Source organism: Sphaerospermopsis kisseleviana CS-549 (assembly GCF_028329225.1).
Taxonomy (GTDB): Bacteria; Cyanobacteriota; Cyanobacteriia; order Cyanobacteriales; family Nostocaceae; genus Sphaerospermopsis; species Sphaerospermopsis kisseleviana.
The window spans coordinates 18,993-33,642 of record NZ_JAQMTI010000259.1; the positions used below are offsets into that span (position 1 = coordinate 18,993).

Here is a 14,650-nt window from a genome sequence, read left to right on the forward strand (position 1 = left end):
AAAATGTGTTTATTGTGAATCAATACTCTATTGCTTATTCCTTTCCTAATAAGCTTGTGAGCTAATTTCTATTCCATTGTGAGTAATAAGGAGAGGATGTTTAGGTAATGCTATCCAATCAGAGGGAAGAAAATCAGATAAAACAGGTTCTTTATCATTCCAGGGATCAGGGCGAACAACTAGCTTCTCCCTATACTCCGATAACCAAGCTCCCCACCAACTAAATGTACTATTTGCAATCACAAAATGTTTGCATTGACTCATCAAATACAAAGATTTTGCAGGTGTGTATCCTTCCACATAAATAACTTGACAATCAAGGGAAGCTAGGATTTGACGACAGTAACCAATATCATCAGAAAAAACAAAGATACAATCAACCACTTTTCTAGATCGCACAAAATCAATAGCATTCAGATAATATTCATTTGCACATATTCCTAAATGGGAGTTTTCCAAAAAATCACCTCTTCTGATACTGACTGCAAGACATTCTGTTGCTTTAGCCAAATTTAAGAGTTTCGCCAGCGGTTCACAAATAAATTCACTTCTTAAAGAGAAAGCTTTGATAATTACATCTCTTTCTGGAAAAAACCTGGGAGACTGAAAATATCCCGTATATGACTTATATAGTTGGGATAAATCTAACTGATAATTACCATTCTCAGCTTCTACAAATAAATTATTGGATTTATAAAACTTTCTGAGAGTAGAATTATGCTGAATCCTGTTAACAAATGAGCGCAGCGAAGAACAGTATTGAAAATAGTTAAATACAGATAACTCTTTAAACAAATACCTTTCAAATCCTTGACGTATGGACGAATAATCATCGAGAAATATTTCAACCGGAAAATTATGGGAAATATTTAAGGCTAACGCTAATTGAAACAACTGATTACCTAGACGACCATCTAATCTAATACAAACTGTTTTAGTGTGATTCATAATCTTAGCAAGATGAGGAACAAGATAATTTCTTATTTTAATTTCTTATTTTTCTATAATTACTTCTTGATAACTGCCTGATTTAATAATTCGACCCTGTTCAAGTTGGTAAATACAATCACAATGCTCAATTGTTGAAAGGCGATGAGCAATAATAATAATTGTCTTCTTACCAGCTAAAGCTTTTGTTGCTTGAGTAATCAAATGTTCTGTTTCAGTATCGAGAGCAGCAGTAGCTTCATCAAAAACCAATATTTCTCTTTCATGATAAAGCACCCTAGCAATACCAACTCTTTGGCGTTGTCCTCCCGATAAAATAACTCCTTGTTCACCAACAATAGTTTTCACTCCCTCTGGAAGTTGCCCAACCACTTCCCTCAGTTGAGCCATCTCAATTGCTTGATTTAATCTATTTTGGTCAATTAAATGATCGGGAACGCCAAATGCAATATTTCTTTCTAGGGTATCATCAATTAAAAAGATAGACTGGGGAACATAGCCAAGCATATTCTGCCAAGCGCGTAAATTTTTATAAACAGAAATACCATCAACTGTAATATCTCCAAATTGGGCAATAAAAAGACCTAAAATCACATTAATTAAGGTAGTTTTACCCGCGCCAGATTTACCAATAATGCCAATAGATTCTCCTTTAGTAATAGCAAGGTAAATATCTTCTATTACAGGTCTGTTAGTGTTTGAGTATTGAAAAGTAAGCCTATCTAAAATAATTTCATTTACAAACTGAAAAGTCTGTATTTTTTGATTTTGACTGGATAAGAAATTATGAGAAATTCGAGAAGCATCAAGGTTATTTAACAGCTTTTCTCTTTCCAATTCTTTCAAGTCAAAAAATAGCTGATCGAGAGAATAACTATTACCTCTAATGATATTAATGCCAGAAATTAAATTGCCGACAGCCGGCATTAGACGAACTGATGCGAGGGCAAAAATTCCTAAAACTCCCGTTAGAGTTTTGGTTTCATTTTGATTTAAGGTAATAAATAAAAATGTAAAGCCAATTAAGAAACTCATAATTAAAGGTTCAAGCACAAACCGGGAAATATTACCATAAGCCGATCTTAAAGTTGTAGATTTGGCATAAATTTTTGACTGCTTTTCCATTTGATATTCAAAATAGGATTCGCAACCAATTACACGAGTTTCTTTTAATCCTCCTAGTCCATGATTTATAATACGAATCATTTCATTATAAGCATGGAATCCCTCTTGATTCCAACGAGTTAACCGCTCCTTCAGAGGATATATTAATCCCAAAGAAATAAGTAATAAAACAGCGATCATAATTGAGGCAATCGCATTAGTTTTGATTAAAAGTAGCACTAATGCCAGAACAATTACAGTATTAGAAATAAATGTTAAAAAGGTAGATACTACACCAATAGAAACTGCATCCGTTGTGTTAGTAATGTTTTGAATTAGCGTTGCTGAATTAATTCGCAGATGATAACTATAAGGAGCTTGAATATATGCTTTAAGTAGCTTACAAGATAAATCTCTTTTTAAACCATAGCTAAATTTAAAAACTGTTTTTTGAGCATTAAAAGCTAAAAATGATTTCAGATAAAAAGCAATGACAAATACCAAGCCTAGAAAAATTAAGAATTGCTGTTCAGACTGAAAGTTCATCTGGTTATAAATCAAATTTAACCAGTTAATATTTTTGATGGCATCTGGGTTAATAGCCATCATAATAAAAGGACTAATCATGCCTGTTCCAAAAACTTCTAACCCGGAAATTAGAATGAACAAAAAAAGCATTGCTATCAGCGATCTATGATTATCTTTGGTCAGATATAAAAGTTTAGTTACAAAGTGAATCATCAGTGCTTAATCTCAGAATAATATTAATTTACAAGCTGGATAAATGATAAATTTTCAATCAATTGTTACAATTGTTAAATTTTGACGTATCCATGTATCCTGTGTGGTAGCAATAGATTTAAAATTTTGCGCCAATTATACTTTTTAGCCAGTCTCCAGCAATGGCATATTCTGTCATAAATTGGCATTAGACAGATATGCCAATCTAGATTCACATTCCATCCATATATATGTGGTAAAAAAACATCCGGATCACCAATATACATCTGATCATCCTGTGATTCTAAAGTTATAGTATTTTTAGATAAATTAGCGGCTCGAATATATATTTCTTGCAAAGAACGCTGCCAGTTATTTTCTGTATGGAGATGGGCAATTTTTCTTTTAGTTCTCTCCCCCAAAGATAGGCGAAATTGTTCGTCTTTGATCAAATTGGAGAGAATTTCTGTGTATTCATTCAAATCATTTGCCAGAAGTAAATTGTCAGTCAGACCTGGCGCGTCAGCACCAAGAATTTTGCACATATCTGAGGGATAAGGATATTGGCTGACTAAAGGTGAACCGTAACTCCCTGCCTCCAAAAGTGATGTAATTGAGGAAAAAGGAAAGGAATCCACATAGATATCAGCAGCTTGGTAAAAAACAGCAGTATCTTCAGTCTCAGGAAGCACTCGAATTCTCCCTTGGGTTTTCTGAATAGCTGCTGACCAATCTTCATCACCATTACCTGGACCAATAACAACTAAGATGGCTTGCTGATATTTTTCCAATAATGGTAAATGTGCATCAGCAAAAGTTATTCCGTCTATAGTTCTGTATTTAGGCGCTCTAGCAATCGAAAGTAACAAGATACTATTTTCAGGTATGCCAAGCTTTTGCTTGGCTTCTGCACGAGACAGTATTCTTTGAGTAGGTTCTAAAATGATAGGAAGCAATACGTTACGCTCTGCCTCTATTCCTCTGCGGGTATGTGATAAAGTCATTCCCGACTGACGGAGATTAATCACTATATCGCTAATACTAGCTCCTAGCCAGAACATATGATCGGAGTGATTTAGGAAGATAATCGGTGGAGATTGCTCCTTGTTTGCAAAGGCAATTATGGGAATAACATCCTCATTGGAAATATGCAGCACAATCAAATCTGCTCCAACTGCAATGTCCCGCAAGCGTTTGGAACAAGAGATCAGTCCATCGAATCCTTTGTTTAGCACGTATATCTTGCCGTCACTATTGTTCACAGCTACTCTGAGGGCTGTTGGTATCTTACCTGGTGCTTGCCGCGTTAAAACAACGGAGTGGGAAGAATCAGTATCTTGCTGAATCCAACGCCAGATCATTCTGGAATGTCCACCAATACCCGATACGTTGGTAGCAATATGTAAAACTTTTCTCGGAGTTTTACGCAGAAACAGACTCTTACTGGGATAACTGCTACTTTTTATAGCTTTTTGTCCGATTTCGATCAAAATGCGCTCAAGCTCTGGACTGACAAAAAGACCACAGTGTTTTCCCATTGCATATACAGCGGCCATTTCTGCATATACAGCAGCCATAGTATACTCACCACGCTCTAGATAATGCCTTGCTTGAGCAACTAGCCTACGAAACTCCTTAAAGTTCTGTGGAATCAGAAGCCTGCTTTCTTCTCGCCAAAGGTTGAGTCTATCGTTAGTTAATGTTTCTATAGACATAGAGTATTCCTTGTGTGACTAAATTCTGGTAAGCACTACACTCCAACCAAACAAGCAGTTGTCAAAATCTCAACTACCCGATCCTGTTCTTGTTCACTCATCTGATGAAACAATGGCAAAATAATTGACTGATCCTGAGCCTGTTCACTTTCAGTTAAATGATCGCCCCCATACAAACCATTTTCCATCTGGTATGCTGGTTCTCGATGGGCGCACATAATCCCCCGTCTGGTGGAAATCCCAGCATCCAACATTACCTGCATGACTTGACGCTGATTGCAACTATCAAGAAGACGCACACAATAACTTTGCCAGTTACTCTTTGCCCAAGTTGACTCTGTTGGTAATTTCAATCCTGGTATATCTGCCAGTTTCTGGTAATATCTATCTGCTAAATAACGACGGCGTTCTACTATTTCTGGTAGGCGTTTGAGTTGTTCCCGTCCGACTGCTGCTTGAATATCCGTCATCCGGTAGTTGTAGCCCAACATGGGGTAAGACTCGAAAATGACCTGTTTTGCGCCATGACGGACAGTATCAGGTACACTCATCCCATGTTGTCGCCAAAGGCGAAATTGTTGATCCCATTCAGGCTTATTAGTGGTGATCATCCCACCATCACCAGTGGTAATTACTTTGCGGGGGTGAAAGGAAAAACAGGCAATATCCCCATGTGGTTTACCGATTTTCTCCCACTGTCCATTCCAGAAAATCTCGCTACCAATGGCACAAGCAGCATCTTCAATCACTGGTAAATTATAATGGTGGGCAATATCTAAGATAGCTTTAAGGTCACAAGGCATTCCCATCTGATGAACGATGAGAATAGCGCGGGTGTTTTCGCTAATCGCATCTTCAATTAATACCGGGTTGATATTATATGTTTGCGGTTCAATATCCACAAAAACTGGAATTCCCCCACAGTAGCGGATGCTATTAGCAGTGGCAATATAAGAGTGACTGACAGTAATTACCTCATCTTCTGGCTGCACACCTACAGCTAACAGTGCTAAATGCAAGGCTGTGGTGCAATTAGAAACAGCACAAGCATATTTTGCCCCTACATAAGCTGCAAATTCCTGTTCAAATCCAGCAACTTCTGGTCCTTGAGTCACCCAACCAGACATGATAGCGCGTCTTGCTGCTTCTGCTTCTGGTTCGCCAAGCCAAGGTTTAGCAATGGGGATATTTTGCATCTGCTTAGACATGGCTTGTTTCCTTTCTCTGCTTTTGCTGACACCACCAAGTAACCAAGCGAGATAACCCTTCTTCTAGAGATACCTGTGCTTCAAAGTCTAATAATTCTTTGGCTTTGGTAACATCTGCTAGTCGGCGTTGTACAGAGTTAACTTTACGTTCTGGTTTATATTCTGGTTGGAGATCAGAACCCATCACTTTTAGTAAACTATGGGCTAAATCATTTAAACTAGTTTCTACACCACTAGCAATATTGAACACTTCATCTGTGACATCAGCTTTAGCAGCCAAGATATTAGCTCTAGCAATATCTTTGATATAGACAAAATCCATTGTTTGCTCACCATTACCAAAAATCAATGGTGGTTGTCCGGCAACAATTCGCTCCATCCAGCGAATTAATACTTCAGTGTAAACACCGTAAATATCCATACGCGGTCCGTAGACATTGAAGTAGCGTAATGCCACATAATCTAGTCCATACATTTCATAGAAACTGCGTAATAGTCCCTCATTAAACGTCTTGGCTGCACCGTAGATGGTGCGGTTATTGTAGGGATGATGAGATTCAGTGGTGGGGAAATTCTCTGCCATGCCATATATTGAAGCTGAAGAGGCTGCGACTACTTTTTTTACCCCGGCTGTAACTGCTGCTTCTAAAATATTGAAAGTACCATCGGCGAGAACTTCCAATGCTAGTCGGGGTTCTTCAGCACATTGGGTAATGCGAATTGCTGCTTGGTGAAAGACTATATCCACACCTTGCATGATATCAGCCAGAAGTTGGCGATCGCGGATATCTCCCTCAACAACAACCAAAGGTCCATGTGCTTGTGTCCAAGCTAGATTATCACGACATCCCCGTGTAAAATTATCTAAAACAATAATTTCCGAGACTCCCTCTTTTACCAGTAAATCGGCAATATGAGAACCAACTAAACCAGCACTACCTGTAATTAAAATTCGCTTATTTTGCATTTTCTCTGTTCTCCGATGCTTCAAATCCTTCTCGCCAGCGTAAAAACTTAGCAGGAACACCAGCTACAATGGCAAATGGTGGTACATCTTGAGTGACAACTGCTCCAGCACCCACAATACTGCCTTTACCAATTGTGACTCCAGGTAGAATAACTGCATTCATACCGATATCTGCTCCTGTTTCCACTTTTACTGATTTGATTTCCAAGTCTGTTTTAATAATGGGAATGTCAATTGGTAAGCCGGTATGAGTTGAACCGAGGACTTTTGCACCTGGACCCCATCCCACATAATCTTCAATAATTAAGTTCCGAGCATCAAAATAGCTCTGTGGTCCAATCCAAACATAGTTACCGATGATGCACTTACCATCAAATCGCCCTTGGATATAGGTTTGTGAACCAATAAAAACGCGATCGCCGATTTCAAAAGTTTCTAAATGCTTAAAACCCACGCTACTGCCAATATGAACGCCGTGTCCAAATTGGTAAGCCATTGCTCGCCAAATAATTCGCCGCATCAACAGATCAAAATCTTGTTCACTGAAAGTAAATCGGGTATATAGTTCAATTAAATTCTGATGGCTATACTGATGGCGGAAAGACGCTGCCATTTCTAGTTCAAATTCTGGATCTGGTTTTAACTCTTGAGAGCCATGTACAGCTTGCACTATCCTACTTTTCACTAGTTCAGGCATGGTATCCTCTCAGATAAGGCAGCACTAACAGTTTCTATTTGCACTGAAGATAGTTCTGCAAACATAGGCAATGAAAGCACTTCCTTGGCTGCTAGTTCAGATTGGGGAAAATCACCTGCTTGATATCCTAAATCTGCATAAGCTGGTTGCAAATGCACAGGAATTGGGTAATGAATGCCTGTTTGTACTCCCTGTTCATGTAACCGCTGTTGGAGTAAATCCCTTTCTGTAGAGCGCACAGCATAAATATGGTAAACATGATGGCTATATGGCATTACCGTGGGAGTGATCACGTCTGCTTTTGCTAGGAGTTGATCGTACTGTAGGGCGATCGCTCTCCTAGCCTGGGTCCAGGTATCTAAGTGACGTAATTTAACCCGTAAGATTGCTCCTTGCAAGCCATCCATGCGATAGTTATAACCCTTAATGACATGGTGATACTTGCGTTTTTGCCCCCAGTCCCTTAGCATCTCCATCTTGTGGGCGTATTCAGCATTATTGGTAACAACCATGCCACCTTCACCATAAGCTCCCAAGTTTTTACCAGGATAAAAGCTGAAACAACCTAAATCACCTATACTGCCAACTCTTTGCCCTTTGTACTCCGTCCTGTGTGCTTGGGCGGCATCTTCAATGACGATCAAACCGTAACGCCTAGCAATATCTAGGATCGGGTCCATGTCTGCTGGCTGGCCATAAAGATGCACTGGTAAAATTGCTTTGGTTCTGGCGGTAATAGCTGCTTCAATCTGTCTGATATCTATGGTGTAAGAACTGGGATCAATATCTACAAAAACAGGGGTAGCTCCGGTGTAACAAATGGCGGCTACGGTGGCGACAAAGGTGAAAGGTGTGGTAATTACTTCATCACCGGGATTAATGCCAGCAGCTAATAAGGCTAGATGTAGCGCACTTGTACCTGTATTCACTGCAATTCCATAATCAGCGCTACAGTAGTGAGAAAATTCTGCTTCTAAAGCGACTACCTCCCTACCTAAAACAAATTGTGTACTGTCTAAGGCTTGGAAAACTGCGGTATCAATTTCGTTTTTGATGCTATGGTATTGAGCTTTTAAATCTACAAATGGAATCATGCTGCTACCTTCCCTAAATCAAGTTCAATTAATCGCCCCTGCTGTTGTATTGATTGGGTTGCAGCTTCTAAAATTCTGACTACCCTTAATCCCGCTTCTCCATCAGTGATGGGGCGTTTGCCTGACTGAATACAATGAAGAAAGTGTAATGCTTCTGTTTGTAATGCTTCTGTCATATCCAACTTAGGAGAACACATATCACCTGTGCGATAGCTAACCAGCATTTGGTAAAGGTTTTCAGGACTACCATTCACAGTGATTCCTTTGTCGTAAACTTTAATTTTTTCACTCGGTTCTAAATCGTCATAACAGATCATTTTTTTACTACCGCCCAAAAGTGTCCGCCGTACTTTTACAGGTGCGAGCCAATTCACATGAATGTGTGCGATTAAGTTATGCTCAAAAAATAATGTTAAGTAGGCTATGTTTTCTGGTTCATTAGGAATGTGACTGATCCCTGTAGCCGATACAGCATAAGGTTTTGATGGCAATACATAGTCCATAATTGAGAGGTCATGAACTGCCAGATCCCAAATTACATTCACGTCGTGCTGAAATAGTCCCAAGTTGACGCGAACTGAATCATAGTAATAAACATCGCCGATAACTTTTGTGGCTACCAGTTCTTGCATCTTCCGTACAGCACCGGTATAAACAAAGGTATGGTCTACCATCAGCACTAAATTACGTTTTTGCGCCTCCTCAATGAGTCTCTTTGCTTGTTCAGAGGCAACAGTCATCGGTTTTTCTATCAATAGGTGTTTTCCAGCTTGTAAAGCTGCTAAGGCTAATTCGTAATGAGTAGAAGCTGGGGTAGCAATGGCGATCGCATCTATTTTAGGATCTGTAAGTAAGTCTTGGCTATTTGTTGTCAACTTGATAGCAGGATAGCGCGATCGCACTTTTGCCAGTCTATCTAGTTTAAAATCACTGACGACTATAACCTCTGATCCTGGTATATCAGCAAAGCTACGTACTAAGTTTGGACCCCAGTAACCATAACCAATGACACCTATTTTAACGGTATCAATTGTCTGACTTTGCTGGTCTATGAATATATTTGCATCAAAAGACTGCTCTAAATGAGCGCGAATATTTATCATTGGCTCAGAATTATATATAGGGGTTGCTGAGAAAGTCTTTTCTTGTAGGTAGGGAATAGGGAATAGTTTCAGCTATCTGTCATCGCCAAATTTTTTGATTTATTCAACTGAATAGGAACATGGCCGATCACACGAGCAGGTACTCCAGCCACAATTGTAAAATCAGGGACATCATGGGTAACAACTGCTCCAGCCCCAACTATGGCACTTTCACCAATTGTTACCCCTGCTAGAATAGTTGAATTGCTGCCAATAGAAGCTCGAAGTTTTACATAAGTTTTAGTTACAAACCAATCATTCTCAGTTTTCATACTACTATCTTCATTGGTAGCGCGGGGATAAAGATCATTGGTAAACATAACTCCATGACCAATAAATACTTCATCCTCAATAAACACGCCCTCGCAAATAAAAGTATGGGATGAAATTTTACATTTAGCTCCAACTATCACATTTTTCTGGATTTCTACAAAGCTGCCAATCTTAGTTTCATCTCCCACCGTACAGCCGTAAAGGTTAACAAGATGAGGATGAAAAATTTTCACCTGATCACCCAATTTCACATTATCATGTATAGCCATTTTTATTTACCTTTGATTACGAACATCCACAACAAAAACTGATATTTCAATAAACCTTTACCAACAGAAATTTCCGGTATCATGAGGTAAACTTTGTGGGGAAATATGCCCACATCACAAGATTTCCATGATGATAATTTGTACCTCATCATCACGCAATCTGCCGTAAATCTCCCAGAGTAAGAAGAGAAAGTGATTGTAACTGAGCTAGGAGAAAGGAAACAGTTTTTGTGACAGAAATTGATACTAAAATTGATACTAAAATTCAAACAAAATTGCCATAACAGCCGTTAAAATAGAGAAGAAATTTCGGTTTTATACCCGATAATTTCGATATTTTTGTGAATATCTACCAAAGGATAGATAAAATTTATCGCTCATTCAAACTATACGCTGAAGTAGCAAATTTATAATAGGGTAAATTACCCTTGAGAATGTAGTATCAAAGCAAATTAAACGGTAATTACATTGAGGAGTCAAGAGATAAATTACAGTTTATTGTCGTTTTTACAAAATCTTCACATTTCATCCAGTTAATAACTAGGATTTATATAAATAGTGTAAAAACGTGAAAATTTTAGAAATAATAGGAAAAATTATATTAATATTGCTTGAGTCTGATTTAAAATCAGAAAATATACAAGGTTGAAAATGAATAAAAAATACTATTCTCAGCAGCAGCTTTCAGAAGTGAATGGCAATAATAATCAATATAGACCTAATATACCTATGATTTACACAGTCCAACCTGAAGCAGATCATGAAGGCGGATTGAACTTAGGTAAATTATTATCAGTTATTCACCGCCGAATAATTGTAATTATAATTGGCACAGCTACATTTACCTCTGCGGCTTTAGGATGGGCGTTGATTAGTCCTCCAACCTATGTTGGTAAATTTGAAATTTTAACTGAACCTATAACCGCCGAAGATAAAGTAACTCTAGATGACAGAGCGAAAGAATCTGCAAATTCTCACACAATTGATGAAACAAAATTGAAAATTTTAGCAAGTCCTAAGTTAATGTCTCCAATTATCCAACAAGTCAAACAGTATTATCCAGATAGTAAAGAACCTCAACTTAATATCAAACTTGTGCCAAATACTCAAATTTTAGAAGTCAGTTACCAAGATACTAATCCTGAAAAAGTTTTGTTTGTATTAAATAAAATATCTGAAGCATACTTAAATTACAGTATAGAGGAACGCCAAATAGAGACTAAATTAGGAATTAAATTTGTTGAGGAACAACTACCACAACTGCTCAAGCGAGTTGAAATCCTACAGTCAGAACTACAAAGGTTTCGTCAAAAATATGGCATTATTAATGCTGAAATGCAAAGCGAGCAGCTTGCCAGTCAATATTCCCAAATTGTGCGGAATCGGCTTGATACTGAAGCACAGTTGGCTAAAGCTCAAACATCCTACAATAGTTTACAAAAACAATTGAGGCTGGAAGCTGAAGAAGCTGAAGTTGTTTTGGCTTTGAGTGAGTCGCCTAGTTACCAGAAGTTATTGAATCAACTCCAAGATGTAGAATCTCAAATTGCCGTAAAATCAGCGCAATATCAGGAAGATAATCCGAGTATTAAAAACCTGCTCATTCAACGAAAAAATTTGCAGGATTTAGTAGTCAAAGAAAAACGACGTATCATGGGCAGCAAATTTTCCAACACAACCATGAACTTCCTAGATTCAGTTACCCCTAACTCGGATCGACTACGAGCGATCCAAAAATTTCTGGATGTAGATAAGGAAATTCAGGTATTAAAAACTCAACTCCAATCTCTTAATCAATCTGAAAGTGCCTTAAAGCAACAGGTTAAACAGTTTCCCTCTCTCACACGTCAAAAAGATGACTTAGAACGAAAATTAAAAATAGCTGTCGATAACCTAAATCACTTTTTAGCTGAACGTGAAAGATTACGAATATATTCAGCCCAAAAACAAGCTCCTTGGCAGATACTTACTCCGCCTAATCAGCCTGAAAATTTAGCGCCGAGTCCTACACTGAATTTAATTTTAGGAACAGCTTTAGGTTTATTATTAAGCACTGGATTTGCTTTGCTGATAGATAAGTTCAATAACGTCTTTTATAACCTTGAAGAAGTTAAAGAGAAAACTAAACTGCCAATATTAGGGGTTATTCCTCATATTAGGTTGGGCAAGGATGGTAAGCTTCGTAAAAAACAAGATATCTCAAATGTTTGTGAATCTTTTCGCTCTATTTACACAAATATTTTTCTTCTCAATAATGAGAATTCTATCCGCTCTCTAGCAATCATTTCAGCTGCTCCTGGAGATGGCAAATCTATAATTGCTCTTTACTTAGCTCAGACAGCAGCAGCAATGGGTAAACGTGTACTATTAGTAGATGCAAATCTACGTAAGCCTACAATCCATACAATGTTGGGTTTACCCAATACAAAAGGGTTAAGTAATCTTATTTCTGAAGAACTCAATTTTGAGAATGTTATCTACAAAGTCAATAGCCATATCGTAGATCAAAAATATGGTTTGGAAACAACTATTTCCAAAGATGTAGGAGAATTACATCCACAGCATAACTTATTTGTCTTAACTGCTGGTCAAATTTCTTCAAATCCTACAATTTTACTTTCATCCCCTCAGATGGCAGAGTTAGCAGCAAAATTTCGGGAAAGTTTTGATTTGGTCATCTATGATACATCAAATTTGCTGAGGTTTACAGATACTAGCCTCCTAATTAAGCATACAGATACAAGCATTTTATCTATGGGAATAGGTAAAACAAATCGTTTTTTGGTGTCAAAAATATTGGAACAATTAAATATTTCGTCTCGTTCTATTTTAGGTGTAATCGCTATTGATATACAAGGTACTTTGAGAAAATAAGATTGAGAACATAATATAGCCATTCTCATGCTAGTGAGGTACAAAGTTTTTTAGTTTTAGGGAACAGGTAAAAGGGAACAGGGAACAGTGAATAAATTGGTGTGTACCTCATTAGACTGGGAAACGATATATCATTTCTGGCTGCAAAGTTATTATGTTTATGATCAGATGTGATATTTAAGGCTTGCTGAAAAAAGCAAACCCTATTTAGGTTGCATATCTCTTAATCGTGAATTCAAAATATGCTAATAATATTGTTGACTAATTTCCAGAATTTTATTTGCATTAGCCAACAAAATAATAACGAAATGTTGACCTTAGAAGTCACAAATATGTAGGGCTTGCTGAAAAATCTTTTCTTGGAGGCATCAACATAAAAATCTGATTTATCTAGGTTTTACATTTATATGGCTTACGCCACGCTCCGCTATCAGTAAGCCTAATTTACAGCTAATTTTAATTGCTGGCTGATTGAAAATTTTTTGTAACACTACAAATAATCTAAAAAAGAGATGCTAACCGCAAACAACGAAATTCAGATTCAATCCTTCAGTCCTTCTAGAGAATTTACCGCTTCAAAAATCCCTACAAAAATTGATGTAATTGGCTCTCCTGTTACTGCTTTACCTTTTGAAGTCCAAATAAACATGATCTTAGAATGGGCTATGAGCAAAGTCAGCAAAGTTGTTTGCGTGGCTAATACTCATATGCTTGTGGAAGCTTATTGGCATCCAGACTTTTCCTCTGTGTTAAAGAATGCGGATATTGTTACTCCCGACGGTATGCCACTGGTTTGGATGTTGAAAGTAATGGGAGCAGGCGCTCAAAACCGCGTTGCTGGTATGGATATTCTTTTATCTTTGTGTAGATTAGCTCCACTAAGAGATATTCATCTTTTTTTCTTGGGTTCTGAGATGCAAATTCTAGAGAAGATGAGAAAGAAGTTGGAGCGTGTTTTTCCCAATGTGAAAATTGCTGGAATGGAGCCTTTACCATTCCGTCCACTTACATTTACAGAGAATGAAGCTATTTTTAAAAAAATTCACGATAGTGGAGCCGGAATAGTTTTAGTTGCTTTAGGATGTCCAAAACAAGAGTATTGGATGAACCAAAACAAAGACAAAATTCAGGCTGTGATGATTGGTTTGGGAGGAGCATTTCCTGTCTTTGCAGAAAGCCACAAAAGAGCGCCCTATTGGATTCGTCATTTAGGGGGTGAGTGGTTCTATCGTCTGATTCAGGAACCATTGAGACTATTTCGTCGATATAGCACAACTATCCCAGTTTTTATTTGGTTAGCTTTAAAGCAACTGCTAAATTTGGCTCTAGTGAAAGTTGGACTGGGAGCAACACGAAAAGGAGCAAAATATTAAGCTTTGTAAACCTAATCTAGGAGAGCGAAAAATGTTGGGGGAGATGGGGTACATAACACGGTAAGATGCTTGAATGTCGAATGGCACTAAGATAAGGTGAAAGCAAGTAGAGATAAGGATTTGAGGGAAATTAGCTAGTTAATCATTTGCTAACTTTCGCTAACTAATGCTATACTTTCCTCATGGCATACATACCACTGGTGAAAAGCGGTCGAATTTCTGGGATTGCATCCAAACACTTTAAGGAGATATGCAGATGAGGGGAA

At 37.8% G+C, this 14,650-nt stretch carries 12 protein-coding genes; 2 read left to right on the top strand and 10 right to left on the bottom strand.

The features are described from left to right. Positions 1-45: 45 nt before the first annotated feature. The 10 genes from PN497_RS20455 to PN497_RS20500 form a co-directional block, all read right to left on the bottom strand. Positions 46-948, bottom strand: coding sequence for an alpha-1,2-fucosyltransferase (locus tag PN497_RS20455; RefSeq protein ID WP_096572324.1), 903 nt, complete (start codon positions 946-948; stop codon positions 46-48). 45 nt (positions 949-993) lie between these two features. After that, on the bottom strand, positions 994-2,730 hold the full coding sequence (locus PN497_RS20460) for an ABC transporter ATP-binding protein (RefSeq protein ID WP_272110806.1): 1,737 nt from the start codon (positions 2,728-2,730) through the stop codon (positions 994-996). A gap of 137 nt (positions 2,731-2,867) precedes the next feature. Beyond that, entirely contained in the window at positions 2,868-4,487 is a 1,620-nt protein-coding gene (locus PN497_RS20465; RefSeq protein ID WP_334310681.1) for a glycosyltransferase family protein, read from the bottom strand. 35 nt (positions 4,488-4,522) lie between these two features. Next, positions 4,523-5,695 carry a DegT/DnrJ/EryC1/StrS family aminotransferase gene (locus tag PN497_RS20470; protein ID WP_096572326.1) on the bottom strand — a complete coding sequence of 391 codons (1,173 nt, stop codon included), beginning with the start codon at positions 5,693-5,695 and terminating at the stop codon, positions 4,523-4,525. Continuing rightward, complete coding sequence (locus tag PN497_RS20475; protein ID WP_096572327.1) at positions 5,688-6,662, bottom strand: SDR family NAD(P)-dependent oxidoreductase; 975 nt, start codon at positions 6,660-6,662, stop codon at positions 5,688-5,690. The genes PN497_RS20470 and PN497_RS20475 overlap by 8 nt, the downstream gene beginning before the upstream one ends. Beyond that, complete coding sequence (locus PN497_RS20480) at positions 6,652-7,359, bottom strand: acyltransferase (RefSeq protein WP_096572328.1); 708 nt, start codon at positions 7,357-7,359, stop codon at positions 6,652-6,654. Before PN497_RS20480 ends, PN497_RS20475 begins: the two co-directional genes overlap by 11 nt. Next, positions 7,347-8,453: a DegT/DnrJ/EryC1/StrS family aminotransferase gene (locus PN497_RS20485; RefSeq protein ID WP_096572329.1), complete on the bottom strand. Its 1,107-nt coding sequence runs from the start codon at positions 8,451-8,453 to the stop codon at positions 7,347-7,349. The genes PN497_RS20480 and PN497_RS20485 overlap by 13 nt, the downstream gene beginning before the upstream one ends. Next, positions 8,450-9,556 carry a Gfo/Idh/MocA family protein gene (locus PN497_RS20490; RefSeq protein ID WP_096572330.1) on the bottom strand — a complete coding sequence of 369 codons (1,107 nt, stop codon included), beginning with the start codon at positions 9,554-9,556 and terminating at the stop codon, positions 8,450-8,452. Before PN497_RS20490 ends, PN497_RS20485 begins: the two co-directional genes overlap by 4 nt. Before the next feature lie 68 nt (positions 9,557-9,624). Next, the gene (locus PN497_RS20495) at positions 9,625-10,137 is read right to left on the bottom strand and encodes an acyltransferase (RefSeq protein ID WP_096572331.1); all 513 of its coding nucleotides are present in this window, start codon (positions 10,135-10,137) and stop codon (positions 9,625-9,627) included. A gap of 2 nt (positions 10,138-10,139) precedes the next feature. Beyond that, positions 10,140-10,289: a hypothetical protein gene (locus tag PN497_RS20500; protein ID WP_272110809.1), complete on the bottom strand. Its 150-nt coding sequence runs from the start codon at positions 10,287-10,289 to the stop codon at positions 10,140-10,142. A 499-nt stretch (positions 10,290-10,788) separates the two neighbouring features. Between PN497_RS20500 and PN497_RS20505 the strand changes: the two genes are divergently transcribed. Both PN497_RS20505 and PN497_RS20510 read left to right on the top strand, forming a co-directional pair. Beyond that, positions 10,789-13,011: a GumC family protein gene (locus tag PN497_RS20505; protein WP_096572332.1), complete on the top strand. Its 2,223-nt coding sequence runs from the start codon at positions 10,789-10,791 to the stop codon at positions 13,009-13,011. Between the two features lie 512 nt (positions 13,012-13,523). After that, a complete protein-coding gene (locus tag PN497_RS20510) occupies positions 13,524-14,384 on the top strand; it encodes a WecB/TagA/CpsF family glycosyltransferase (RefSeq protein WP_096572333.1) in 861 nt (286 codons plus the stop codon). The last annotated feature ends 266 nt before the right edge of the window (positions 14,385-14,650 follow it).

What these genes read in the sequence shown, in the direction of transcription:
- PN497_RS20465 (WP_334310681.1), bottom strand. Translation starts at nt 4,487, where the DNA reads ATGTCTATAGAAACATTAACTAACGATAGACTCAACCTTTGGCGAGAA.
- PN497_RS20460 (WP_272110806.1), bottom strand. Translation starts at nt 2,730, where the DNA reads ATGCTTTTTTTGTTCATTCTAATTTCCGGGTTAGAAGTTTTTGGAACA.
- PN497_RS20480 (WP_096572328.1), bottom strand. Translation starts at nt 7,359, where the DNA reads ATGCCTGAACTAGTGAAAAGTAGGATAGTGCAAGCTGTACATGGCTCT.
- PN497_RS20470 (WP_096572326.1), bottom strand. Translation starts at nt 5,695, where the DNA reads ATGTCTAAGCAGATGCAAAATATCCCCATTGCTAAACCTTGGCTTGGC.
- PN497_RS20505 (WP_096572332.1), top strand. Translation starts at nt 10,789, where the DNA reads ATGAATAAAAAATACTATTCTCAGCAGCAGCTTTCAGAAGTGAATGGC.
- PN497_RS20475 (WP_096572327.1), bottom strand. Translation starts at nt 6,662, where the DNA reads ATGCAAAATAAGCGAATTTTAATTACAGGTAGTGCTGGTTTAGTTGGT.
- PN497_RS20510 (WP_096572333.1), top strand. Translation starts at nt 13,524, where the DNA reads ATGCTAACCGCAAACAACGAAATTCAGATTCAATCCTTCAGTCCTTCT.
- PN497_RS20455 (WP_096572324.1), bottom strand. Translation starts at nt 948, where the DNA reads ATGAATCACACTAAAACAGTTTGTATTAGATTAGATGGTCGTCTAGGT.
- PN497_RS20495 (WP_096572331.1), bottom strand. Translation starts at nt 10,137, where the DNA reads ATGGCTATACATGATAATGTGAAATTGGGTGATCAGGTGAAAATTTTT.
- PN497_RS20490 (WP_096572330.1), bottom strand. Translation starts at nt 9,556, where the DNA reads ATGATAAATATTCGCGCTCATTTAGAGCAGTCTTTTGATGCAAATATA.
- PN497_RS20485 (WP_096572329.1), bottom strand. Translation starts at nt 8,453, where the DNA reads ATGATTCCATTTGTAGATTTAAAAGCTCAATACCATAGCATCAAAAAC.
- PN497_RS20500 (WP_272110809.1), bottom strand. Translation starts at nt 10,289, where the DNA reads ATGATGAGGTACAAATTATCATCATGGAAATCTTGTGATGTGGGCATA.